The 22401-nt window shown below is 49.3% G+C and carries 24 protein-coding genes and 3 tRNA genes; 15 read left to right on the top strand and 12 right to left on the bottom strand.

Going from position 1 to position 22401, the window contains the following annotated elements; translation table 11 throughout:
• The first annotated feature begins 131 nt into the window (after window positions 1-131).
• From BLS62_RS17790 to BLS62_RS17780, 3 genes are all read left to right on the top strand, one after another.
• Entirely contained in the window at window positions 132-506 is a 375-nt protein-coding gene (locus tag BLS62_RS17790) for a TIGR02300 family protein (protein ID WP_093189130.1), read from the top strand.
• A 235-nt stretch (window positions 507-741) separates the two neighbouring features.
• A tRNA-Ala gene (locus BLS62_RS17785) sits at window positions 742-817 on the top strand.
• Between the two features lie 61 nt (window positions 818-878).
• Window positions 879-954: transfer RNA gene (locus tag BLS62_RS17780), tRNA-Ala, on the top strand.
• A gap of 38 nt (window positions 955-992) precedes the next feature.
• Here BLS62_RS17780 and BLS62_RS17775 read toward each other — a convergent pair.
• Window positions 993-1544 carry a hypothetical protein gene (locus BLS62_RS17775; protein WP_143521582.1) on the bottom strand — a complete coding sequence of 184 codons (552 nt, stop codon included), beginning with the start codon at window positions 1542-1544 and terminating at the stop codon, window positions 993-995.
• A 132-nt stretch (window positions 1545-1676) separates the two neighbouring features.
• Between BLS62_RS17775 and BLS62_RS17770 the strand changes: the two genes are divergently transcribed.
• From BLS62_RS17770 to BLS62_RS17735, 8 genes are all read left to right on the top strand, one after another.
• Window positions 1677-3092, top strand: a complete 1416-nt coding sequence (locus tag BLS62_RS17770; RefSeq protein ID WP_093183434.1) for a cryptochrome/photolyase family protein — start codon at window positions 1677-1679, stop codon at window positions 3090-3092.
• Window positions 3093-3826: 734 nt separating this feature from the next.
• On the top strand, window positions 3827-5134 hold the full coding sequence (locus tag BLS62_RS17765; protein ID WP_093183431.1) for an extracellular solute-binding protein: 1308 nt from the start codon (window positions 3827-3829) through the stop codon (window positions 5132-5134).
• A 178-nt stretch (window positions 5135-5312) separates the two neighbouring features.
• On the top strand, window positions 5313-6194 hold the full coding sequence (locus BLS62_RS17760; RefSeq protein ID WP_093183429.1) for an ABC transporter permease subunit: 882 nt from the start codon (window positions 5313-5315) through the stop codon (window positions 6192-6194).
• 10 nt (window positions 6195-6204) lie between these two features.
• Window positions 6205-7047 carry a sn-glycerol-3-phosphate ABC transporter permease UgpE gene (ugpE, locus tag BLS62_RS17755; protein ID WP_093183427.1) on the top strand — a complete coding sequence of 281 codons (843 nt, stop codon included), beginning with the start codon at window positions 6205-6207 and terminating at the stop codon, window positions 7045-7047.
• A gap of 2 nt (window positions 7048-7049) precedes the next feature.
• Window positions 7050-8153 (top strand): sn-glycerol-3-phosphate import ATP-binding protein UgpC, encoded by a 1104-nt coding sequence (locus tag BLS62_RS17750; RefSeq protein ID WP_093183425.1) that lies wholly within the window; start codon window positions 7050-7052, stop codon window positions 8151-8153.
• Between the two features lie 211 nt (window positions 8154-8364).
• Window positions 8365-8865, top strand: a complete 501-nt coding sequence (gene hutX / locus BLS62_RS17745; protein WP_093183422.1) for a heme utilization cystosolic carrier protein HutX — start codon at window positions 8365-8367, stop codon at window positions 8863-8865.
• Window positions 8866-9066: 201 nt separating this feature from the next.
• Window positions 9067-9495, top strand: a complete 429-nt coding sequence (locus BLS62_RS17740; protein ID WP_093183420.1) for an Hsp20 family protein — start codon at window positions 9067-9069, stop codon at window positions 9493-9495.
• A gap of 58 nt (window positions 9496-9553) precedes the next feature.
• Window positions 9554-9814: a BQ00720 family protein gene (locus BLS62_RS17735; protein WP_093183418.1), complete on the top strand. Its 261-nt coding sequence runs from the start codon at window positions 9554-9556 to the stop codon at window positions 9812-9814.
• A gap of 167 nt (window positions 9815-9981) precedes the next feature.
• Here BLS62_RS17735 and ptsN read toward each other — a convergent pair whose 3' ends face one another.
• From ptsN to BLS62_RS17695, 8 genes are all read right to left on the bottom strand, one after another.
• Window positions 9982-10449, bottom strand: coding sequence for a PTS IIA-like nitrogen regulatory protein PtsN (gene ptsN, locus BLS62_RS17730; RefSeq protein ID WP_093183415.1), 468 nt, complete (start codon window positions 10447-10449; stop codon window positions 9982-9984).
• 71 nt (window positions 10450-10520) lie between these two features.
• Window positions 10521-11111 carry a ribosome hibernation-promoting factor, HPF/YfiA family gene (gene raiA, locus BLS62_RS17725; protein WP_093183412.1) on the bottom strand — a complete coding sequence of 197 codons (591 nt, stop codon included), beginning with the start codon at window positions 11109-11111 and terminating at the stop codon, window positions 10521-10523.
• A 217-nt stretch (window positions 11112-11328) separates the two neighbouring features.
• Window positions 11329-12867 carry an RNA polymerase factor sigma-54 gene (gene rpoN / locus BLS62_RS17720; RefSeq protein WP_093183409.1) on the bottom strand — a complete coding sequence of 513 codons (1539 nt, stop codon included), beginning with the start codon at window positions 12865-12867 and terminating at the stop codon, window positions 11329-11331.
• Between the two features lie 74 nt (window positions 12868-12941).
• Window positions 12942-13685 carry an LPS export ABC transporter ATP-binding protein gene (gene lptB, locus BLS62_RS17715; RefSeq protein WP_244283647.1) on the bottom strand — a complete coding sequence of 248 codons (744 nt, stop codon included), beginning with the start codon at window positions 13683-13685 and terminating at the stop codon, window positions 12942-12944.
• 69 nt (window positions 13686-13754) lie between these two features.
• On the bottom strand, window positions 13755-14324 hold the full coding sequence (locus BLS62_RS17710; RefSeq protein WP_208990933.1) for an LptA/OstA family protein: 570 nt from the start codon (window positions 14322-14324) through the stop codon (window positions 13755-13757).
• Window positions 14321-14983, bottom strand: coding sequence for an LPS export ABC transporter periplasmic protein LptC (gene lptC, locus BLS62_RS17705; RefSeq protein WP_208990932.1), 663 nt, complete (start codon window positions 14981-14983; stop codon window positions 14321-14323). The genes BLS62_RS17710 and lptC overlap by 4 nt, the downstream gene beginning before the upstream one ends.
• 252 nt (window positions 14984-15235) lie before the next feature.
• Complete coding sequence (locus BLS62_RS17700; RefSeq protein WP_093183403.1) at window positions 15236-15856, bottom strand: ribonuclease D; 621 nt, start codon at window positions 15854-15856, stop codon at window positions 15236-15238.
• Between the two features lie 109 nt (window positions 15857-15965).
• Window positions 15966-16051 (bottom strand) — tRNA-Leu (locus BLS62_RS17695).
• A gap of 235 nt (window positions 16052-16286) precedes the next feature.
• On the opposite strand from BLS62_RS17695, the gene BLS62_RS17690 reads away from it, so the two are divergent.
• Both BLS62_RS17690 and BLS62_RS17685 read left to right on the top strand, forming a co-directional pair.
• Window positions 16287-17267 (top strand): complex I NDUFA9 subunit family protein, encoded by a 981-nt coding sequence (locus BLS62_RS17690; protein WP_200798536.1) that lies wholly within the window; start codon window positions 16287-16289, stop codon window positions 17265-17267.
• 252 nt (window positions 17268-17519) lie between these two features.
• Window positions 17520-18710, top strand: coding sequence for a hypothetical protein (locus BLS62_RS17685; RefSeq protein ID WP_093183399.1), 1191 nt, complete (start codon window positions 17520-17522; stop codon window positions 18708-18710).
• Between the two features lie 54 nt (window positions 18711-18764).
• Here the strand turns inward: BLS62_RS17685 and BLS62_RS17680 are convergent, their stop codons facing one another.
• The gene (locus tag BLS62_RS17680; protein ID WP_093183397.1) at window positions 18765-19574 is read right to left on the bottom strand and encodes an undecaprenyl-diphosphate phosphatase; all 810 of its coding nucleotides are present in this window, start codon (window positions 19572-19574) and stop codon (window positions 18765-18767) included.
• A 150-nt stretch (window positions 19575-19724) separates the two neighbouring features.
• Between BLS62_RS17680 and BLS62_RS17675 the strand changes: the two genes are divergently transcribed.
• Together BLS62_RS17675 and queG are read left to right on the top strand one after the other, a co-directional pair.
• Entirely contained in the window at window positions 19725-20417 is a 693-nt protein-coding gene (locus tag BLS62_RS17675) for a glutathione S-transferase family protein (protein WP_093183394.1), read from the top strand.
• The gene (queG, locus tag BLS62_RS17670; RefSeq protein WP_244283646.1) at window positions 20315-21574 is read left to right on the top strand and encodes a tRNA epoxyqueuosine(34) reductase QueG; all 1260 of its coding nucleotides are present in this window, start codon (window positions 20315-20317) and stop codon (window positions 21572-21574) included. Before BLS62_RS17675 ends, queG begins: the two co-directional genes overlap by 103 nt.
• A gap of 22 nt (window positions 21575-21596) precedes the next feature.
• On the opposite strand, the gene BLS62_RS17665 is transcribed toward queG, so the two are convergent.
• Both BLS62_RS17665 and BLS62_RS17660 read right to left on the bottom strand, forming a co-directional pair.
• Complete coding sequence (locus BLS62_RS17665; protein ID WP_093183391.1) at window positions 21597-22019, bottom strand: hypothetical protein; 423 nt, start codon at window positions 22017-22019, stop codon at window positions 21597-21599.
• Between the two features lie 38 nt (window positions 22020-22057).
• Complete coding sequence (locus tag BLS62_RS17660; RefSeq protein WP_093183388.1) at window positions 22058-22396, bottom strand: hypothetical protein; 339 nt, start codon at window positions 22394-22396, stop codon at window positions 22058-22060.
• Window positions 22397-22401: the final 5 nt, after the last annotated feature.

Below are 22401 nucleotides of genomic sequence, written 5' to 3'. Positions count from 1 at the left end.
CGCATTGCACTATTGCGAAATTAAAGCAGTGAATGTACGACTTCGGGAAGATTTAGAAGATTTATCTTTGACATGACGGCCAACCTAAGGCTATGGGGGCCGTCAACGAGATACAAATAAAGGTGAGAACCGTGGCAAGACCGGAACTCGGAACCAAGCGCCTGTGCGCGGCGTGTGGCGCTAAATACTACGATCTGAAGCGCGATCCAATCATCTGTCCTAAGTGTGGGGACATGTTTGATCTGGGCGTGGCTGCTAAAACTGCTAAGGCAGTAAAAGCTGTTCAGAAAAAAGAAGCTGAAGAAACAAAGGTCAAAGAGGACGTGGAAATCGTATCTCTTGAAGAGGCCGATGCGGAAACTTCAGGTGAAGACGATATCCCAGAGCTCGATGAAGATTCCGATGACATCGCAGGCGATGATGCTGACGTTTTCCTCGATGAAGAAGACGATGAGGACGGTGAAGTCTCCGGCATCGTTGTTCCACGTGATGGAAAAGAAGCCTAAAGCGGTTTCCCAAAAGATCGGTCCGGTTTTCGGATTAAGAATACCTGCGAAAACAAAATGTTGGAGCAATTTGCGTGATCCACAATAATGGCAAATTGCTTTGATATTTCCACAGCCTGTAAAACAGTGGGCTGCGCAGAGAGTATTCTCTTGAAAAATGGAGGCGGTCCATCTATGTTCCGCCTCCAACGGCACTAACTTTCCAGTGAAGTGCCGTTGTTTAAAGAAGAAATGTGGGGCCTTAGCTCAGCTGGGAGAGCGCTTCGCTGGCAGCGAAGAGGTCAGGAGTTCGATCCTCCTAGGCTCCACCATTCTTTCTTTAAAATCCGCGACGAGAGTTTTTCGAGCTCATACTATATCGTCGCTTGGTTTGGGGCCTTAGCTCAGCTGGGAGAGCGCTTCGCTGGCAGCGAAGAGGTCAGGAGTTCGATCCTCCTAGGCTCCACCAAACCTCCCCTGAATATCCGCTATACTGAACATATGCCGCTACACAGCGGTCAGTCTCGACAGCTTGTCCAAAGCCTTTCTCAGTCGAACACGAACGGAACCGGCAGTTTCAACTAGTACTTTTTGCTCAAGTAAATCATAGCTTTCCTCAAGGTTTTCCGGGAAACGTTGTGTGAATAACGCGAGTGCATAGTAGCTCCACGCGCGAACAAGAGTTCTCTCTGCCAACATTTCGGTTTTCAGAAACTGCTCTACAGTGTCTCTGTGTGCTTCCGGAATTGGCAGATGCTCCATGCATTGCAATATATGCAGCTTTGCTTCCCAGTGACCCAGAGTTGGAAGGCTGGAGTAAACTTTATACACAATCGGTGTGGGTAACGATCCGCCACCTTGATCGAAGTGATGCTTTAGCAACCAACTTGCACCGCGTTCTGTATCCTGCTGCGATATCAAGCCAACCAGCCTTGCTAGATAATTTGGTTCTTCATGATGGCGGGCATAAATCTCTGAAATTGCGGAATTACTTTTACCGCTCCATGTTGATAAATCTTCCCTCAACTCCATATCCAGCCCTTCAATTTGTTTCCTCAAAATGCATGAAGCCTGTGAGACCCTAGTTCATCTTGAGTTGAAAACGGCATTCAATAAATGCCTGATATGGATAAAACGAAGGATCACCTTAAAATTCCCGTTAGCCCCATTCATGAGCAGTGAGACGCAGCTTTGACATCTACAGTCGCGATACATTGGTTTCGGCAGGATCTACGCCTCAGTGATAATCCTGCACTTACGGCGGCATGTGAGGCAGGCAACGTATTGCCGCTCTACATTTATGAGGGGACGCACGATGGCGGGCGCACTTTAGGCGGGGCTTCAAAAAACTGGCTGCATCATTCACTTAAGGCATTGAATGAAAGTCTAGGCGGCAGGTTGGTCATCATGCACGGCTCTCCCAAAGAGGTGCTGACCAATCTCATTGAAACCAACAGTGTTACCTCCGTTTTCTGGAACCGCAGCTACGAACCATGGCGCGTTGAGACTGATGCCGAGTTAAAGCTGTGGCTGGATCACTCAGGGCTGAAGGTACAAAGCTTCAACGGTTCGCTGCTTTGGGAGCCTTGGACCGTTCACAAGTCTGATGGGACGCCCTACCGTGTTTTCACGCCCTTTTATCGTAAAGGTTGCCTTCAAGCGCCCGAACCAAGGAAGCCCTTGCCTGTTCCCAAGGAATTGAAGCTAGTAAGTGATCCTCAGGCCAGTTCAGTACAGCTAGATGCTTTGGAGTTGTTAGATAAGCGTTCATGGACCGATACTGTTGCATCTCATTGGAAGCACGGAGAACAAGCGGCGCAGGATAAGCTCTACGCTTTTCTCGAGAACGGAATACCCAACTACAAAGAAGGTCGAAATTATCCGTCAAAGCCGTTTACTTCTCGTCTATCGCCTCATCTTCATTTTGGAGAGATCTCGCCAAATCAGATTTGGTGGGCATTGGGGAGTTATGAAGAGACATCTGACATTGACCATTTCCGGAGTGAATTAGGCTGGCGAGAATTCTCCTATTCCCTTCTGCTTCACAATCCTAAGCTGCCGAATGAGAACCTGAACAAAAAATTTGACCGATTTCCATGGGTCAAAGATGAGAAGCGCCTTCTGGCATGGCAGAGAGGGCAAACCGGAATCCCCATTGTGGATGCGGGAATGCGGGAGCTTTGGCAGACTGGATACATGCACAATCGCTTGCGCATGATTGTAGGGTCGTTCCTCGTCAAAAACCTCCTGTTGGATTGGCGGCAAGGCGAGCAATGGTTCTGGGATTGCCTAGTGGATGCGGATCTCGCCAGCAACTCAGCAAGCTGGCAGTGGATTGCAGGGTGCGGGGCCGATGCCGCGCCATACTTCCGAATTTTCAACCCAATACTGCAAGGGGAGAAGTTTGATAGGTTGGGTGAATACACGCGAAGCTTTGTCCCAGAGCTAAAAAATGTACCTGACAAGTATTTATTCAAGCCATGGGACGCGACTGGACTTGTCCTGCAAGGGGCAGGGGTGACACTCGGGAAAAACTATCCTCTTCCGATCGTAGACTTAAAGTTTTCGCGAGAAGAAGCCTTGAGGGCATTCGAGGCAACGAGATAAAATTCAACTCTGGTGGTTCAACCTCAGCCCTCGAGTCACAACGCATGCTCAGATAGACGGAAAAGAAGGAAGGATTTGTGCGTTTATCCAAGTTGTTAATATGGATACTTAGCCATCCTACTGAGTTGATTTTGCGAAAACAGCAACTGACTTTTCTATAGGAGAACGAGGGAATCCATTTCCGCGTACTCACGCATCAAAATCCCTTCCCACACGAGAGTTGCACACAGTGCGTCTGTGGATAAGTTGAAAATTCGCTGAAATGTGAAAGTTAAGGTGTTGAAGCATTAGGCTAATTCATCAGCGCGAGCGGGCAATGCGCATTTCGTCATTCTATTTCTTGTCTAGGTATTTACCCTATATTTCAATTAATTAGCCAACAAATCTTTCAAGTATTCTCAACATTCGGAATATTTCGGATTGATTGAAACTGAAACAAAAATTCCAACTTTAGGTATTCTGATGGAGTTGTTTCATTGTGATTTCCGCAGGAAAAACGGGCGTTTTAAGACGTTTTCGGTTTTCCGAAACACCTCAAACTCATGTTTATTATGAAAAAAAACGAAGATCCAATTGCAATTCATCGAAACTTCAACAAACTGTCATCCTAGTGTGAAACACCTAGTTGATATCACAAGCCGAGGCGTGGGGGATGGATCGCCAACGCGGTGGATTAGGTGTTCACTCCGCTTCGCATGTTAGATTTTTTCAACTTTCCCATTGGGGGGCAAACTATGACTCTACGTAAAGTAGCTGGTGTCGCAACACTGGCAGCACTCGCAATGTCTTCGACTGCATCTTATGCAGCAACAAACATCGACTGGTGGCACGCAATGGGCGGCCGTCTTGGTGAAGTCGTCAACGAAATCTCCACCAAATACAATGCGTCTCAGGATGTTTGTGAACTGACACCAGTATTTAAAGGCAACTACGAAGAAGCCTTGACTGCAGGTATCGCGGCATTCCGCGCTGGCGAACAGCCAAACATTCTTCAGGTATTTGATGCAGGTTCCGCTACAATCATCGGCGCTAAAGGCGCTGTGATTCCAGCTGAAGACCTCATGAAAGACGCCGGTCTTGAGTTTAACATCGAAGACTACATTGCTGGTGTTCGCTACTTCTACGCTGACGCTGCTGGCAAAATGATCGGCATGCCGTTCAACTCCTCTACTCCAATCCTCTACTACAACGTAGAAGCACTGGCGAAAGCAGGCGTTGAAGCTCCTAAGACTTGGGAAGAGTTCGAAGCAATCGCTCCTAAGCTGAAAGCTGCCGGTTATGTTCCTTTGGCACAGTCGCACCTGCCATGGATCTTTACCGAAAACTTCATGTCTCGTCATAACTTGCCATTCGCAACCAATAACAATGGTTACGACGGCGCGAAAGGCACCAAGATCCTCGTGAACAACGATGCGATCAAAATGCACTTCACCAAAGTTAAAGGCTGGCTCGACGCTGAGTTGTTTGGCTACTACGGCACTGGCTGGGGTGACAACCAGAAAGTATTCCAGGACGGTACTGCAGCAATGTGGCTCGGTTCTTCAGGGTCCTTCGGCGGTCTGATGAAGTCCACAGACTTCAAATTCTCCGCAACCTACCTGCCACATTGGGCTTCTGTTAGTGAAACTGGCACAAACACCTTCATCGGTGGTGCAGCACTCTTTGCAATGTCCGGTAAGCCAAAAGCAGAAAACGACTGTGTTGCAAACTTCTACACCTTCCTGACTTCAGCAGACATGCAGTACTACTGGCACAAAGAAACTGGTTATGTGCCAATCACCAACGCTGCATACGATCTTGCTAAGAAAGATGGTCACTACGATCGTCTTCCAGCAGCTGAAATTGGTATCAAACAGCTTTCTCTGCCAGGTGGCGAAAACACCAAAGGTTACCGCATGGGCTTCTACGTTCAGGTGCGTGATGTGATGAACCGGGAATACGGAAAAATCCTCGCAGGTGACAAGTCAGTAGACGACGCATTCCGGACCATCGAAGACGAATCGAACAAGCTTCTGGCTCGCTTTGCTAAGACTTCTAACTAAGGCTTAGCAGCTTAAAATTTCGCTAGGGCCGGAGACGCTTTCAGGTGTCTTCGGCCTCAGGTTGTTTTGAAAAACGAGTGTTCCCTTGCGTCAAAACCGTAAATGAACATTTCTGAACAAGCGGTCAGGCTTGCTAGGCAACCGGCCACCATAACGAAAACAGCGACCAGGCCAGTCCATGAAAAGAGTTCAATTCTCACATCCATTTATGCCATACATGCTACTGCTTCCGCAGTTGGCGATTGTTGGTGTTTTTTTCCTGTGGCCAGCAGCAGAAGCGATCCGGGCATCTTTTTATCTTGAAGATCCGTTCGGCTTCGGCTCCACTTTTGTTGGCATAGATAACTTCAAGGACGTTGTCACTGGGAGCGAATATGGCAGAACCGCTTGGTTCACGCTTATTTTCTCCGCCGCGGTAACATTCTTTTCTCTTGGCTTTGCTCTTTTGTTGGCAGTGAAAGCCGACAAGATCATTAAAGGGGCATCTGCTTACCGCACGCTGCTCATGTGGGTCTACGCGATTGCTCCTCCCGTTGCAGGTCTCGTAGGCGTTATGCTGTTTGACCAGCACATCGGCCCAATCAATGACTTGGCACATGCACTTGGCTGGGAAATGCAGATCGGTGTGAACTACTACGATACCGCATTTGCGATGACCGTAATTGCCGTTTGGAAACAGATCCCGATCAACTTCATCTTCTTCCTTTCGGGCCTTCAAAGTGTACCTAAATCCGTTCAGGAAGCCGCTGCAGTTGATTGTAAGTCTTCTTCACGTCGCTTCTGGACCGTGACATTCCCGCTGCTGGCACCGACCAGCTTCTTCTTGCTGATCATCAATATCACCTACGCCCTGTTTGATACGTTCGGTATCATTGATCTGGTGCTGAAAGGTGAGCCGGGCAATAACCCTGTAACGCTCGTTTACAAGGTGTTCCTGGATGGCTTCCGTGGCAATGACCTTGGTGGGTCCTCTGCGCAGTCAGTAATTTTGATGGTTCTCGTGTTCGCACTCACTGTGGTTCAGTTCCGCATGATCGAACGTCGCGTGCATTACAGTTGAGGAGGGACCGATGAAACGCTCACAGTTTTGGGATCACGTAATCCTTATTATCGGTGCTCTCTTTATGTTGGTACCGGTGTTTTATGCGCTCATGACATCAAGTCACGATGCCATATCCATTTACAAAGATGGTCTTCAGCTCTCACCGGGTGGTCACTTTGTTGACACCTATAAGCAGGTGTTGACTGAGGCAGGCGGCTTTACCAAGTCGGTAACTGGCTTGACCATGTTGTGGAACTCTTTGATTCTGGGCCTTGGCTTTGCGCTGGGCAAGATCGTTATTTCCATGCTGGCGGCCTACGCAATCGTGTATTTCCGCTTCCCGCTTGGAACGTTCTTTTTCTGGATCATCTTCTCAACACTTCTGTTGCCGTTGGAAGTCCGCATTCTGCCGTCCTATGAGATCGTTCAAGGCCTTGGAATGGCGAACACCTTCTCAGGTCTCATCATTCCGTTGATCGCCTCCGCAACCGGTACATTCTACTTCCGTCAGTTCTTCAAATCCATACCGGATGAGCTGGTTGAAGCAGCGCGTATTGACGGGGCAGGTCCTCTGAAGTTCTTCATCGACATTCTTGTTCCACTCTCCAAGACCATGATGGCTGCGATCTTCATCATCATGTTCGTATACGGTTGGAACCAATACCTCTGGCCAACACTTATCACCACTGACGAAAGCCTCTTCACGCTGGTACGCGGCATGAGGCAGATTCTTCAGGTGTGGATTGGTGCGCAAATTCCAGATACGAACCAGGCAATGGCACTTGCAGTTCTCGCAATGCTTCCACCTGTTCTTATCGTGGTGGTCTTCCAGTCTTGGTTTGTTAAAGGGCTCGTGGAAAGCGAGAAATAAAAATGGCAAGTATTCAATTAAACAACCTTCGCAAAATGTACGCCGGTGGTGTTGAAGCGGTAAAAGGGATCTCCATCGATATTCAGGATGGTGAGTTCATTGTTCTTGTCGGTCCTTCCGGTTGCGGCAAGTCAACCCTTCTTCGCATGGTCGCGGGTTTGGAAACCATTTCTGATGGTGATCTGTTCATCGGGGACCGCATTGTGAACGATGTCGAGCCTGCTGATCGTGACATCGCTATGGTGTTTCAGAACTATGCGCTTTACCCGCATATGTCTGTGTACAACAATCTGGCATACGGCCTGAAAAACCGCAGTATCCCGAAAGCGGAAATTGAAAAGCGCGTGCGCAAAGCTGCTGAAATCCTCGAAATCGGTGATTTTCTGGACCGCAGACCGCGTCAGCTTTCCGGCGGTCAGCGCCAGCGTGTTGCTATGGGGCGTGCTATTGTTCGCGAGCCTGCTGCGTTCCTGTTCGATGAACCCCTCTCCAACCTTGATGCAAAGCTGCGTGTGCAGATGCGCATGGAGATCAAGAAGCTTCAGAAAAACCTGAAAACCACCAGCCTGTACGTGACGCACGATCAGCTGGAAGCGATGACACTGGCTGACCGCCTTGTTGTTCTGAACAATGGTGAAGTTGAACAGATCGGGTCACCGATTGATGTCTATGAAAAGCCAGCAAGTACCTTCGTTGCGACCTTCATCGGCTCACCGGCCATGAACCTTCTGCCATTGGCAAAGGATGGCAGTGAGTGGAAACTGGACAACGGTGCCACTGTTGATGTGAAGCTTAACACTGAGCTTTCAGGGCTTACTCTGGGCGTTCGCCCGGAAGATCTTGTAATCGAAGAGCTGAGCGAAAAGTTCGAGAGTGGTCTGCACACTGCTTTGACTGTGCATGCAGTTGAGCCGGTAGGCGCTGAGAGCTACGTGCACGGCACAATAGGTGAAGGCAGCGAAGACATTGTTGTTCGCGCACCTGGTAAGCTTCACTTCGAAACGGGCCAAGTCCTCAAAGTGACAGCAAAACCAGAGAAACTGCATGCGTTTGATCTGGACACAGGCAAGCGTATTGAATTGGACGTTGCTTTCGAAGCTGCTTAATCCAAGCATACTCAAAAGTTGGAAGGCCCGGCACATGCTGGGCCTTTTTATTTCTGCAGTCAGCTCCATTTATGGGGCTTATATCAAAGCATCTCAATTGTCGTAGATTGAACATGTGCCCAAATAGAAAGCGTGATATGAAAACGCCTCATTAGCCAGCATATCAGCCAGCCAAATCACTATCTAACTCAGCAGTCTAGGAGATGAGTTTATGGAGACGAAGCTTGCGGAACTAAAACGTCAGTTGGCAAAAGGTACTTCTGGCATCTTGGAAAATACCGCCAAAGAACATGGTCTTAGCATGGCGGATGCCGTTCGCTGCTTACCGGAAGACATGTGGCGAGAATCTCGGGGTGATCGCTTCGACGAGATCATCAGAAACATTCCGACATGGGGCAGCGTAATGTCTCTCGTCAACACCGGTGACATGATCTTTGAGGTGAAAGGCCCATTCCCAGAAGGTTCCTATGCACGTGGCTACTACAATCTCAGGCAGACGGAAGGCGGCTTTTCCGGGCACATCAAAGCGGATTCCTGCGATGCCATCTTCTTCCTGAAACGCTCGTTCTCTTCAAAAGTGTCTGTTTCAATAAATTTCATGAATGCTAACGGCGATTGCTATCTCAAAATCTTTGTCGGTCGTGATGAAGATGGCCACCTTAAAGAAGAACAACTAGAAAAATTCGACAAACTGGCGAATTGGCAGAGCTGAATGCTTTTCAGGCAAAGACCTATCCACAAGCTATGAGAATGGCGGGCTGTTTACAGCCTGTTATCATGCCAGGCTGGTTCCCCGCTTGAATAATTAGCTCGTTGTCGCCATATTCCTGAGGAATGACCGAAGGCGAGATGCCTTCTTATCGGATGCCTATTGAGGGTCCGGGGCTGGGTCGCTTGAAGAAGGACTTGGATTATGACGCGAGTTTCTGCGTTTTCGAGCCCGTTTATGTTGGGTTTCGATGATATCGAGCGTGTATTGGATAGAGTAAGCAAAGCTGCAAATGACGGCTATCCTCCTTATAATATCGAGCGGATACATGCCAATGAAGAAAATGGCGAGATAATTCGCATTACCTTGGCTGTTGCTGGGTTTACCCGTGAACAACTGGATGTTTCTGTAGAGGAAAGTCAGCTGGTTATTCGGGGAAGGCAACAGGAAGACAAAGCGCGACAGTACCTTCACAGGGGCATTGCTGCACGCCAATTTCAGCGCGCATTCGTGTTAGCTGAAGGCATTGAGATTTTGGGGGCAGACCTGAGAGATGGTCTGTTGTCTATTGATCTTGCTCGTCCAGAGCCAGAGCGCGTTGTTCGCCGAATTGAAATCTCGGCGGGGGACTGAGGGATAAAGACCTTCCTTCGTGCTAATTCAAATACGTGTAACTTTCAGGGAGAAGGCGATGACAGACGCCCCTTCCGTGCTGGCTGACGACCCGTACGATAATTTCGAAGAACTTGGAGCTGGCGAACTCGCATATGTGAGGCGCGTCTCCCCACAAGACCTGCGAGACATGTTCCCGGATGCTGAGCTGCAAGATGCAGATCTACCGGTGTGGGCTTTGCTCGCAGCGGATGGAACTCCGCTGGTTTTAACTGACACCCGCAACGCGGCGATCGCGAACGCGATTGAGAATGATCTGGAAGCCTTGAGCGTCCATTAAGCCTATTCTGTATCGGAACCAGATTTTCGGATCAGAATACGCAAAGCTCAAACGGCTGGCGGGGTGGTCTTATGCGCTCTGCCACCCAATTCGATCAGAACAGCAAAAGCCTGGGTTGGAATGCGTCCAACCCAGGCTTTTTGTCTTTTGTAAGGACGCTCTAAACGTCAGGTGGCGCTTGGCGTGGCCTGAGTATGCGTCAGAATAGAATAAATCGCAGCGGCGTCTTTGGTCGCTCGCAGTTTGCTAGCCACCTCACCGTCCCTTAGAAGGCGAGCAATACGTGCCAGAGCCTTCAGATGGTCGGCGCCAGCGCCCTCAGGCGCGAGCAGCACAAATATCAGGTCAACAGGCTGGTCATCCAGGCTGTCGAACTCAATAGGTTTGTCCAGGCGCGCAAACAGCCCGTGTAACCCGCCAAGGTTCACGATTTTGCCATGCGGAATCGCGATGCCGTTGCCGACACCGGTCGAGCCGAGACGTTCACGCTGAAGCAACGTATCAAAGATATCGCGTTCTGCTTCACCGCAAATCTCAGAGGCTCTCTCTGCAAGCTCCTGCAAGGCTTGTTTTTTGCTGTTTGCCTTGAGGTTAGCAATGACAGCCTCAGGACGAATAAGTTCGTTCAGATCCATTCCTCGATCCGTTTTCAAAGTACAAAGCCGGCTGAAACCGGCTTTGTACAGGGTCTCAAAGACCATGATTATTAGTTAGGGGCAGCTCCGTTGGCTAGATTTGGATCAATCCACCCAACGTTTCCATCGTCACGACGGAATACGACATTTACTTCGCCATTTCCAGCGTTACGGAACACTACAACGGGAGCTTCACTTAAATCTAGCTCCATAACTGCCATACCAACAGTCTGTGTTTTCACCTTTGCGGCGGTTTCTGCAACCACAAGTGGTTTGTAGTCGACGGCTACCTCTTCTTCCTGCTCAGGGTCGGCAAGCACGTATGAGGTGGCGCCGAATGTTTCCCAATCTGCAGGGACACCATTTGTGTGGTGGTCAGTTAACTTTCTTTTATAACGCCTTAGCCTTTTTTCAATGCGTTCGGCTGCTTTATCGAAACTTTGTCGCGGATCCTGACTATCACCTGAAACCTGGAGCACTACGCCTGTGCTGAGGTGGACTGTGCAGTCGGATCGGAAGCCGGAGCCTTCGCGTGCGATTGTCACATGACCCGTATATGCGCCTGGGAAATATTTATCCAGTGCATCGGAAATCCGGTCTTCAACGTGTTCTCTGGTTGCATCACCAATGTCCACGTTCCTCCCCGAAATTCTAATTGTCATGGGAACCTCATATGTTGTTTCAACTTTATCGCTGATAGGTCCTTGAGCTAAAGAGCAAAGACCCTCCAACACATGTAGTTTGGACCAGCTGAGTTTAAAGTGCCACTGTTTTCGACTTCTTAGAAAAATCACGGGGAACAGGCAAACATCCTATAGAGGATATTAACCGATCCGCCCTCTATTAGCTTTCATTGAAATCACGAGAAATATCAGCGACTTACGCCATTGCTTTCTTTTCTCTCCGACGTTGTACCGAGCTCGGAATCCTTAATGCTTCCCGATACTTAGCTACAGTTCGTCGCGCTATATCCACACCATCGTCCTTGAGAATTTTCACAAGGGAGTCATCAGAAAGAATCTTCTTTGGATCTTCTGCATCAATGAGCCGTTTAATCTTATAGCGCACTGATTCCGCCGAGTGTGACTCTCCTCCTTCAGAGGAAGCAATTGCAGCAGAAAAGAAGTATTTCAGTTCATAAATTCCGCGTGGAGTCGCGATATATTTATTCGAAGTTACTCGGCTTACAGTGGATTCATGCATTCCAATGGCATCCGCAACTACACGCAGGTTCATTGGCCGCAAATGCTGCACACCGTAAGTCAAAAATCCGTCTTGTTGACGAACGATTTCGGAAGAAACCTTGAGAATTGTGCGAGCCCGTTGGTCCAGACTCTTCACCAACCAGTTTGCCGTCTGCAAACTATCTGTAAAATAGGCCAGATCGGTCTTATTCTTGGAGTTCTTTGAAATCTCGGAATAGTAACTCTGGCTAATGAGAACTTTCGGAAGGCTCTCGGTGTTCAGCTCAACCGTCCAGCCCCCATCCGAAGAGGCGCGCACAAAGGCATCTGGAACAATCGGCTGAACAATCTCATTGTTGAAGGCAGAGCCGGGCTTAGGGTTTAGCTCCTTAATCTCAAGGATCATATCCCTCAGATCTTCGTCATCAACCCTGCAAAGTCGCTTTAGCTTTGGCAAATCGTGAAGGGCCAGCAACTCGATATTTTCCACTAACTTCTGCATGGCCGGATCATATCTGTCTTTTTCGATCAGTTGCAGTTTGAGACATTCGTTCAGATTGCGGGCAAAGACCCCAACCGGATCAAGGCCCTGAACGGAAGCGATCACTCGGTCAAGATCTGCATCCGTGACACCAAGTCGTTGAGCAATCTCGTCTCCCTCAATTCGCAGGTAGCCATTTTCGTCAAGACAATCAATCAACTGGCGTGCGACCAGTAGATCAGCTGGGTTAGTGACGGCGAGGCCTAGTTGCTCCTGCAGATGCTCACTCAGAGAGATCTGCGCAGCAACGAACGCTTCCAGATTGTAATCTGAGCCGCTTGAGGATGTATTGTGGCTTGGTGCTTGCCACGCATCGCTCTTTTGCTGAACTGGGTCTGCAGGCCGGTGCTCGCCATTGTCATCAGGGAGGACATTGGAACGATCAGAGTTCAGACTATTTGAATCTGCTTCAGGCGTTGTTCCCAGCTCACTTTTGAGCCAGTCACCCTCCTGCGCATCCCCAGAGCTGCTTTCGAAGTTTGAAGCCCCATCAATTGAAGCCCCATCGTCAGAGGGGCCTCCGCCATCGGGAGTATCATCGCGTTCAAGAAACGGGTTGCTTTCCAGCTCACTGGTTACATGAGCAATCAGGTCCACATTCGACAGCTGCAACAACTTGATCGCCTGCATGAGTTGCGGCGTCATAACAAGTTGTTGGCTTTGCCTGAATTCTAATTTGGGGCCGATTGCCATAGAGCTGTTCTTTCCTCCGAGTGATGCAAGTTATCCTGCACCACTCTTCTATGCAATTCGGCATAGGTTGGAAATCAAAGAGTGAACTGTTCCCCGAGATACAAACGCCTTACATCAGGATCTGCAACGATCTGATGTGGGCTGCCTTCTGTGAGAACTTCACCAGCAGCCATAATATAAGCGCGGTCAATCAAACCGAGTGTTTCGCGCACGTTGTGATCAGTAATCAAAACACCAATGCCACGCTTTGTCAGGTGGCGCACCAACTGCTGAATGTCACCAACAGCAATCGGATCAATGCCTGCAAATGGTTCATCAAGAAGCATGAAGGAGGGACGGGTCGCCAAAGCGCGTGCAATTTCAACACGGCGGCGTTCACCACCACTGAGCGCAATACTTGGTGATTTGCGAAGGTGTGTAACGCCAAACTCGTTGAGCAGGGCGTCTAGGTCTTCTTCCCGGCGTTTCTTGTTAGGTTCAACCACTTCAAGAACGGCTCGGATATTGTCTTCCACAGAAAGGCCGCGGAAAATAGAAGCTTCCTGAGGCAGATAACCAACGCCAAGACGCGCACGCCGGTACATCGGCAGCTGCGTCATGTCGAAATTATCAAGCCGGATCGTTCCGTGGTCAGGGCGAACGAGCCCCGTAATCATGTAGAAGCAGGTGGTTTTACCAGCGCCGTTTGGCCCAAGTAGCCCAACAGCTTCCCCGCGCTTTACGTGGAGGCTGACGCGTTTAACAACCTGCCGGCGACCATAGCTTTTACCGATACCGTCAACTTCAAGCGCAGCATCAGAAGGCTCAGCAATTTTGATGCCTTCTGGGTGATGTGTCGGGATCTGTGGGTCGATTGGGTGTGCACTCAATGCGTGGCCTATCCAGCTCTAGTTCTTTTTGTCGAGGCTATTGGGCTGCAAGAGCAGCTTAACGCGTCCAGTATTCTGGCCACTCTTTGGAGCCTCCAGATCAGCTATGCCGGTTTTTAAATTCACAGTCAGTTTATTGCCAACAATCACATTTGGACCCTGGCTCAGCACAACGCGCTTGCCAGTCATAATCATGACCTGCTTTTCCATATCAAAGCTGGCATCATCACCGGTCGCGACCTGATCCTTGGAGGCAATCAGAACATCACCGCTTGCTTCTAGGCGAGAGATCGTCTGCTGCACAGCTTGTCCGTCTGCATCGCCATTGGCCATGGAGCCGCTGTAAAATACAATCAGGCGCTGGGTTTCAAGCTTAGCTTCGCCTTGGGTAACAACAACATTGCCAGTAAAGATAGCGCTTTTATCTTTGTCACGAACCTGAAGGTTAGCTGCTTCAATCTCGATAGGCTCTTTGGTGTTGGAGCCAAATCCGGCAAAAGAGTCAGAGAACGTTTGCGCATGAGCCATGCCTGCCAGTCCAAGCGCTATAACAAGTGACAGAGAGAAAGTTTTCACCCGCTTAATCATTGACCGTTCTCCAGTGCCCAAGGCAATAACTTCATTTTTACGCCCCGGCGAAAATTCAAAACATTGTTTTTCTGATCAAATTCCATAGATCCAGCATCGATATAGCCACCCTCAGAGGAGACATCAACTGTATCATTGGTTTGGATTGTACCCGTTTTCATGTCGATATCGAGATACTCAAAATCAGCAGTATAACCCTTACTGTAGGTTACCTGAATTCCATTAATCAGTTTCAGGGTTTCCATCTCAGTATCGAAGGTCCCGTTCTTGGCGGTGATACTAGCAGTTTCTCCAGGAGCAATTGTGATTTCAGCCACAATATCCTCCAAATCAATAACTTGCGGGTTTGTGATGCGTTGAATAGCGCGGTTAGCCCGAACATTGTATGAACGGTCACCGTCGTTTCCGGAAAGGTGAGGGTTGGACATAACCAGACCTTCTGTGGTCAGACTAATGTCGCCAATGCTCAAACCAGCAAGAATATTCTGTAACACGATCATACCAACCACACCCAGCGCGATCAGAACGCCACAAGCGGGTAGAATATAACGAAGAAGGCGAACAAGAAGAGAATGCCGGCGTGCAGATTTTCGAGCTTTTTCAAGCCGTGTCTGGGCCTCCGACGCAATCTCCTTAGGCATGTTCTCCATTGTTGTCATTCGTGGTCCTGGAATAGTCTGGAAGCGACACGTATGCGCTCGCTTTCCGATTGCCAATTTTCCGGTCTAACTCACTAAGAGCTACCAGTATTGTAAAGGCACATACCGCTTTAGTTGATACGCAAATATCGAGCTATTGCCCGAAAGGAAGCGGTATGTACACACTAGCTGCCTAATTGGGGTTGCTTCAACAATTTACAAATGCTGAAGGCCAATAAACTGCAAATACTGGTAGAAAACTTAGCTACACGCTTAAGAATGTGCAAAAATATCAGTATCAGGCCAGCCTGCAAGGTCCAACTCTGAGCGGGTCGGAAGGAAATCGAAACATTTACGAGCAATTTCGGTTCGTTCTTCGCGGGCCAGCATAAATTCAAGCCGTGCTTTAAGTTTATGAAGATGCAGGACATCTGAAGCTGCATAAGTGAGCTGTGCATCAGTAAGCTTTTTGGCTGCCCAGTCAGAACTCTGCTGCTGCTTGGAAAGGTCAACGCCAATCAATTCGCGGCAAAGGTCTTTCAATCCGTGGCGGTCCGTGTAGGTGCGCACCAGCTTAGAGGCGATTTTCGTGCACCAGACCGGATTAACGGAAATATCCAGATACTCTTTCAATACGGCCACATCAAAGCGGGCGTAGTGGAAAATCTTTGGCTTGCTTGCATCTTCAAGCAAGGCCTGTAGATTTGGTGCAGTCAGTTGGCCGCGTTCAATTTGAACAATGTCGGCGGACCCATCGCCAGCAGAAAGCTGTACAACGCACAACCGGTCTCGGTGTGGGTTTAGTCCCAATGTTTCACTATCAACAGCAACTGCCTCGGCAGAAGTGTAATTGGAAAGGTTTGGAAGATCGTTCTTGTGATATCTGATTGTCATGTGGCTCTCGAGAATAAGCGCTGCTCTGCGTATGAGACGTGTTTTGTCTCTTCTGCAGGGAGCGGTCAAGTTACTCTTTGAATTTTGGGGAGAGCTTTGTGAAAAAAGATGGTGCCCAGAAGAGGACTCGAACCTCCACGTCCTTTCGGACACTAGCACCTGAAGCTAGCGCGTCTACCATTCCGCCATCTGGGCATATCATCTTTTTCGTCAGAGGGTTGCTGGTGTCTAGCATCGCTCTGTGAGGCTGGTATCTAAGGATGTGGCAAAGGATTGTCAATCGTACATTTGCAAAGAGTTTTAATTTCTCCACAGTACACCTTCACAATGTTGAACCTCGGGAGTATTAACGTCCCACGAATTATAGCTTTTTTGAGGGTTGTGCGCACTAATACGGCGACCTGCGGAAATTTGGCAAAGGTGAATTAAAATGGCGCAAGCGCTTAACGGGAAAATAATCACCGTTTTTGGCGGCTCGGGGTTTGTTGGACGGCATACCATCAGGATTTTGGCGGAACGTGGATACAGCATTCGCGCGGCTGTGCGTCGTCCTGATCTTGCAGAGCATCTCCAGCCTCTTGGGGCCGTTGGTCAGATTATGCCGGTTGCAGCAAGCGTTCGAAATAGGAAGTCTGTAGAGAAGGCTGTGGAGGGCGCATGTGCAGTCATCAACCTTGTGGGTATACTTTACGAAACCGGTGCTCAACAATTTGAAGCTGTGCAAGCAAAGGGCCCTGCGACCGTTGCTGAAGTGTGTAAAGAGCAGGGCATAGACACTCTGGTTCACCTTTCTGCTATTGGCGCGGACGAAAACAGCAAGTCTGTTTACGCGCAGACCAAAGCAGCGGGTGAAAAAGCAGTTCTGGAAACCATGCCCAACGCTGTGATCTACCGTCCGTCCATCATATTTGGACCGGAAGATGATTTCTTCAACCGGTTCGGCAGCATGGCGCAACTCTTCCCTGTACTGCCGCTCATCGGTGGTGGCCATACCAAGTTCCAGCCTGTTTATGTCGAAGACGTTGCACTGGCCATTGCAAATGCAGCAGTGGGCAAAGTGGAAGGCGGCAAGATTTATGAGCTGGGTGGACCGCAGGTTGCCTCTTTCAAAGACTGCTTGTCCCTGATGCTGGAAACCATTCGCCGCAAACGTATGTTGGTCTCTCTGCCATTCCTGCTGGCGCGCATTCAGGCAAAGTTCCTGCAAATGATGCCTAAACCAATGCTGACAGTGGATCAGGTAAACCTGCTTAGACACGACAATGTGGTGAGCAAAGACGCGGAAGCGGAAAAGCGGACCTTTGAAGGTTTGGGCATTGAGCCACATTCCATGGAAGCAATCCTGCCAACTTACCTTGATAAGTTCCGTCCGCATGGCCAATATGATGCAAATAAGCCAATACAGCAATAATCGCTGACAGCACTGATAGAAACGAAGCCCCGCTACGAGCGGGGTTTTTTTGTAGCCGCTATTGCTAAGGGACACCATGAAAGTAAGCGTGGTCAGGCCGATTTTTCAATTTTTAATCTAAGACCACCTGCACAAACTAAGCAAATATTCACTACCTGCACTAAAAGCCCCCCCACCATCGTGTGAGTAACGCATAATATCGGGTAATTTGCCCCTTGTGGAAGTCTAGCCTTCAAACTTGGAATAAAAACTATGGCACTAACCGATCTGACACCAGACGAGCATCAATGGGCAGAGGAAATGTTCAAGCTCCTCCGCATTAGTATGGAAAGCGGAGAAGGAGCAGTAGGAAGCGAAGATGGTGAGCCATCTACTGGTGGCGTTGCAGATTTCTCTCAACTTGAACAATCTATTTCTGAGCTCAATGCAAAAAGCGGCATCCTGAAAAATTACAAGACTCTCAGCTCGGCCTTCAAAAAGGCTGATAAAGCTACGCAGTCAGGGCTTAAGGCTGCTGTTGCAGCAATCCATGACAAGAATGAACAGGCCGTGGCCTCTACGACATCTGCACTGCAAAAATGCGTTACGGACCTGTCTGGCTTGATAGATGATGCTGAAAAAGCACTGGCTGAACTTGCGGGTGAAATCTCCGGATTTCGTGCAGAGTATATCTCTCACACTGAGCGGAAAGCAGAATTTGAGAAACGCGCATACTTCAGTAAGGCAGGAGCAAAAAAACTGAGCAAATTTAATGCGATGTGTGAGGGTGTAGAAAAGGAAATAAGCCAAGCAGAAGCATGCGTTCAAACCCGCAACATTGATGATGTCAACAAGGCGCTTAAATCTTGCACCAAGAGCCTTCAAAAACTTAGGAATGAAGTAGATTCACTCGCCTCATCGGACGCAAGTAAACCAGAAACAACGCGCGTCACAGAAGAGAAACTACAGGGTAACATTGAGGCCAATTACGCTAAGAAGAGAGAGAGCTGGCGGCCCTCAGTTTGCTACAATGCCGCGATGAAAGTTGGGGTTATAGAAGGAAACCTGCCAGAATTTATGCGGCAGAGCCTTATGGGTGAAATCAAGGTGAACGGCTACCCAAAAGGGTATCCCGAGTTGATGGGGGTTTCACCGGAAACTGTAGAAAAACAGTTCGATCACACCAAAGTGGACGAATCCGGTATCCTTAATTTTGTTGATGATGCAACGGGTAAGATCTCCCACACCGCATACATACAGAAAACCGACAAAGACACTCTGGAAATATACCATACCAACTGCCAAACGCTGGATATGGCGCTGCTAAGCAAAGGAGGGGACATCCCGAAAGTGGGAGCGGTTACTCATTACGAGTTGAGTGATCCTGACACGCAAGGTAGATTTCAGGATTGGCTGAATGCCGGATACAGTTTTAAACACACACCAGCATCCGAACTAAAATAAAAAACGCCGCTTTTCTGCGGCGCTTTGGAGGGTATTAGTGTCTTATTGAGTGGTTCAACTTTGCGTTAGTATAAGGCCGAACAACCCAAGTCCACCTACGATGATGCGCCACCAGCCAAACAGGGCAAACCCGTGTTTGGAGACATAATCCAGTAAGCTGCGCACCACAAAGAAGCCGGCAATAAACGATGACACTAACCCAATCGCAATCAGCGTCCAATCATCTTGCCCCAGCGCATCCTTGTTCTTCAAAAAGTCGAACACAAACGCCCCAACCATGGTTGGCATGGCGAGGAAGAACGAGAACTCCGCTGCAGAACGTTTGTCCGTGCCCATCAGCAACGAGGCAACAATGGTTGCACCACTGCGCGAGACGCCCGGAATCATCGCCATACACTGCGCAAAGCCGATTTTGATGTACAGGGAGAGCGGGTAATCCTCAACCTTGGTGTACTTGACTTGTAATGGCATCTTATCAACCAACAACATGATGATGCCGCCGAAAATAAGCGTCACACACACAAGGGCAGGCGTTTCAAACAACACAAGCTTGATGAAATCATAGGCAAAGGCACCGATTGCAGCGGCGGGCAAAAATGCGAGCAGCACACCTAGCGTAAAATGCCGTGCCTTGGGGCTGGTTGGCAGCTCAATTGCAATTCTGGTGAGGCGTGTGAAATACACAGTCAGGATAGCGCCAATCGCCCCCAGCTGGATCATTACCTCAAAAGCCCGCCCTTCGCTTTCAAAACCGATGAAGTGCCCGATGAGCAGCAGATGCCCTGTTGAGGAAACCGGAATAAATTCAGTCAGGCCCTCGATTATGCCGAGCAGCAAAGCGCCGACGATACTGTCAGTATTCATTAAAGAACGGTCTCCAAGAAAATCTCATCCTGAGTTATTGGCAAGGTTGTCCCCGTGTTTTAATAGGGTTTAGTGTCTCATGACTCTTTTGAGACAAATTACGTTCCTATAGCAACCTTTTGGTTACAGGTTTACTCATAAATCAGAACAATGCTCAAGCTCTATCATCATCCTTTCTCTCCAGAGTCTCGTTTCGTACGTTTGGCACTCGGAGAATATGGAATTCCGTTTGAATGTCAGACGGAATATCCTTGGGCACGTCGTCGTGACTTTCTTATTATGAACCCGGCAGGTACTTTGCCCGTTCTGAAGGAAAATGATGGCCCCGCTGTGAGCGGGCCCACAGTCATCATGGAATATCTCGATGAAACACGCGGATATTCCATCCCAAACAGGCGGTTGTTGCCTGATCACCCGGAAGCGCGTGCAGAAACGCGCCGTCTCGTCTGTTGGTTTTTGCAAAAATGCCTTTCAGAGGTTATTGGCTACATCGTGCATGAACGCATCTTCAAACAGGAGATGCCAGATAGCCAGGGTGGCGGACAGCCAGATTCAAGCGTTCTCAGGATTGCTCGGATCAACATGCTGAACCATCTGCGCTATATTGGATATCTCGCTGCGACGCGAAAATGGCTGGCAGGGGACAGATTGACCTTTGCTGATCTAGCCGCCGCAAGCCTTCTCTCCTGTGCAGATTATCTTGGTGAAGTTCCATGGTCCGAGGACGAAAACGTGAAGAGCTGGTACGCACGGATGAAATCTCGTCCGAGCTTCCGCCCGATTCTAGCGGACAAGATGCTGGGAATGCCAGCAGCCAAGACCTACGTGGATCTCGACTTCTAAAACCACACTCTGATACTCAGCTAACGCAAGCTCAGGCCGTACGCGTAAAGGCGGATCTGATCAAACGCGCGCGCGCAATCGGGTTTGATGACATCCGCATCACCACTGCGGATGCAATCCCGCTTGCGCCGGAGCGCCTGCACCACTTTATCGAGGAAGGCTACCACGCCACGATGGAGTGGATGCCGGAGACCGAGTTGCGTCGTTCAAATCCGCAGGAACTGTGGCCGGAAGCGCGAACTGTCATCATGCTTGCTATGAATTACGGGCCGGATGTGGACCCAATGGAGATGAGGGCAAAGCCCGATAAAGCTCATATCTCCGTCTACGCCCGTAATCGCGATTATCACGACATCATCAAAGGCAAGATGAAAGAACTCGCCAGCCTGCTCGTTTCCAAAGGCGGCGGCGATGTGAAGGTGTTCGTCGATACAGCCCCAGTCATGGAAAAGCCTCTGGCTCATTCCGCTGGGCTTGGTTGGCAAGGCAAACACTCCAACCTCGTTTCGCGAGAGTTGGGGTCATGGTTCTTTCTGGGGTCAATCTTTTCAACGCTGGATTTGCCACTGGATGAGCCGGAAATAGACCATTGCGGCAACTGCAAACGCTGCCTAACCGTCTGCCCAACCAGCGCGTTTCCAGCTCCCTATCAGGTGGATGCAAATCGTTGCATCTCTTATCTGACGATTGAGCACCATGGTCCAATTCCCATGGAATTTCGCAAAAATATGGGTAATCGCATTTATGGCTGCGATGATTGCCTCTCTGTATGTCCGTGGAACAAGTTCGCCCAATCAGCCAGCGAGGCCAAACTACAAGCGCGTAAAGATCTTATGGAACCGGCGCTCACCGAGCTGTTAAAGCTGGATGACCCAACCTTCCGTACATTCTTCTCAGGAAACCCAGTCAAACGCATTGGCCGCAACCGCTTCATCCGCAACTGCCTCATCGCAGCAGGCAACAGCGCAGAACCAGCGCTAGTGCCTCAAGTTCTGGACCTGCTGAATGACCCAGACGAAACCGTCCGCTGCTCCGCCATCTGGGCACTCTCCCAACTCGTCTCTGCTGAGCAATATGCCACCCAAAAAGCATCAGCCCTCACGGACGAACAAAGCGAGCAGGTAAGGGTCGAGTGGGATCTGTGTTCGTCGGGGTAACATCAGGCACAACTTTTCTTGCTTAAGAATTTTTGGCGAGGTCTGCAGGCCGCACATTCACCATTGGCGATTGTGGAATCCAATCTGCGACGGCGCCGACAAGATGCCGTGGGCCATCCAGAACAATCGTTTTGTTATCAATCGCCTCGTGAATTACAGCATTCCCCATCCATAAAGTGATTAAGCCTGCAAAAGGGGCTGTCAGATAGACATCAACCTCCCAACCTGGGTCTTGGGTGCAAAGGTCAATCACATTGTTGCTGCGTGCAATGATCCTCCACATATCAAAGTCGGTGCGATCAGTCAGGCTCACAAGGATTACTGTTTCGCCATCTGGCAAAGCCTCCGTTCTGAGGGTGCGGTGGAAGTCCCACATGAAGCCGCCAACATCGCAATCTTGAGCAACAATCCGTCGGCTGCGCCAGCGCAATCCCCAAACAGCCATGTTTTCGACGATCGGGCCCAGCTCGCGCTCTGATAGAGTTATTTTGTTTGGTCGCGTAGCTGCTTAAGTAGTTGGAAGCGAGCCTTTACTCTCCAAGCAGGGCCATGCTCTAAGTCGTGAATCTGATTAAGCCGCTCTTGATAAACAACAAGTCTTTCTATGGCTTCATCAGATTGTTTTGAGGTGAATTGTGAATGCATAGGATCGGACATTTGATCGAGAGCGATAAAGTAGTATTTATCAAATTGCTCATGAAGATCTTGCTCACTCATGCTCTCGGATATCTCGATTAGGTAATCAGTCCGTTGTTTCGCTTTTCCTGTTGCCATAAAAAGCCAAATGACCGCAATTACAGCGATACCTACAACCCAAACCATTTTGC

Source organism: Pseudovibrio sp. Tun.PSC04-5.I4 (genome assembly GCF_900104145.1).
Lineage (GTDB): Bacteria > Pseudomonadota > Alphaproteobacteria > Rhizobiales > Stappiaceae > Pseudovibrio.
The sequence above is the reverse complement of the archived record's forward strand: the minus strand, read 5'-3'. Positions and strand labels throughout refer to the sequence as shown.

Excerpts from the sequence above, each read along its gene's own strand:
- BLS62_RS17765 (WP_093183431.1), top strand. The coding sequence starts at position 3,827 with ATGACTCTACGTAAAGTAGCTGGTGTCGCAACACTGGCAGCACTCGCA.
- BLS62_RS17760 (WP_093183429.1), top strand. The coding sequence starts at position 5,313 with ATGAAAAGAGTTCAATTCTCACATCCATTTATGCCATACATGCTACTG.
- ugpE (WP_093183427.1), top strand. The coding sequence starts at position 6,205 with ATGAAACGCTCACAGTTTTGGGATCACGTAATCCTTATTATCGGTGCT.
- BLS62_RS17750 (WP_093183425.1), top strand. The coding sequence starts at position 7,050 with ATGGCAAGTATTCAATTAAACAACCTTCGCAAAATGTACGCCGGTGGT.
- hutX (WP_093183422.1), top strand. The coding sequence starts at position 8,365 with ATGGAGACGAAGCTTGCGGAACTAAAACGTCAGTTGGCAAAAGGTACT.
- BLS62_RS17740 (WP_093183420.1), top strand. The coding sequence starts at position 9,067 with ATGACGCGAGTTTCTGCGTTTTCGAGCCCGTTTATGTTGGGTTTCGAT.
- BLS62_RS17735 (WP_093183418.1), top strand. The coding sequence starts at position 9,554 with ATGACAGACGCCCCTTCCGTGCTGGCTGACGACCCGTACGATAATTTC.
- ptsN (WP_093183415.1), bottom strand. The coding sequence starts at position 10,449 with ATGGATCTGAACGAACTTATTCGTCCTGAGGCTGTCATTGCTAACCTC.
- raiA (WP_093183412.1), bottom strand. The coding sequence starts at position 11,111 with ATGACAATTAGAATTTCGGGGAGGAACGTGGACATTGGTGATGCAACC.
- rpoN (WP_093183409.1), bottom strand. The coding sequence starts at position 12,867 with ATGGCAATCGGCCCCAAATTAGAATTCAGGCAAAGCCAACAACTTGTT.
- BLS62_RS17710 (WP_208990933.1), bottom strand. The coding sequence starts at position 14,324 with ATGATTAAGCGGGTGAAAACTTTCTCTCTGTCACTTGTTATAGCGCTT.
- lptC (WP_208990932.1), bottom strand. The coding sequence starts at position 14,983 with ATGACAACAATGGAGAACATGCCTAAGGAGATTGCGTCGGAGGCCCAG.
- BLS62_RS17700 (WP_093183403.1), bottom strand. The coding sequence starts at position 15,856 with ATGACAATCAGATATCACAAGAACGATCTTCCAAACCTTTCCAATTAC.
- BLS62_RS17690 (WP_200798536.1), top strand. The coding sequence starts at position 16,287 with ATGGCGCAAGCGCTTAACGGGAAAATAATCACCGTTTTTGGCGGCTCG.
- BLS62_RS17685 (WP_093183399.1), top strand. The coding sequence starts at position 17,520 with ATGGCACTAACCGATCTGACACCAGACGAGCATCAATGGGCAGAGGAA.
- BLS62_RS17680 (WP_093183397.1), bottom strand. The coding sequence starts at position 19,574 with ATGAATACTGACAGTATCGTCGGCGCTTTGCTGCTCGGCATAATCGAG.
- BLS62_RS17675 (WP_093183394.1), top strand. The coding sequence starts at position 19,725 with ATGCTCAAGCTCTATCATCATCCTTTCTCTCCAGAGTCTCGTTTCGTA.
- BLS62_RS17665 (WP_093183391.1), bottom strand. The coding sequence starts at position 22,019 with ATGGCTGTTTGGGGATTGCGCTGGCGCAGCCGACGGATTGTTGCTCAA.
- BLS62_RS17660 (WP_093183388.1), bottom strand. The coding sequence starts at position 22,396 with ATGGTTTGGGTTGTAGGTATCGCTGTAATTGCGGTCATTTGGCTTTTT.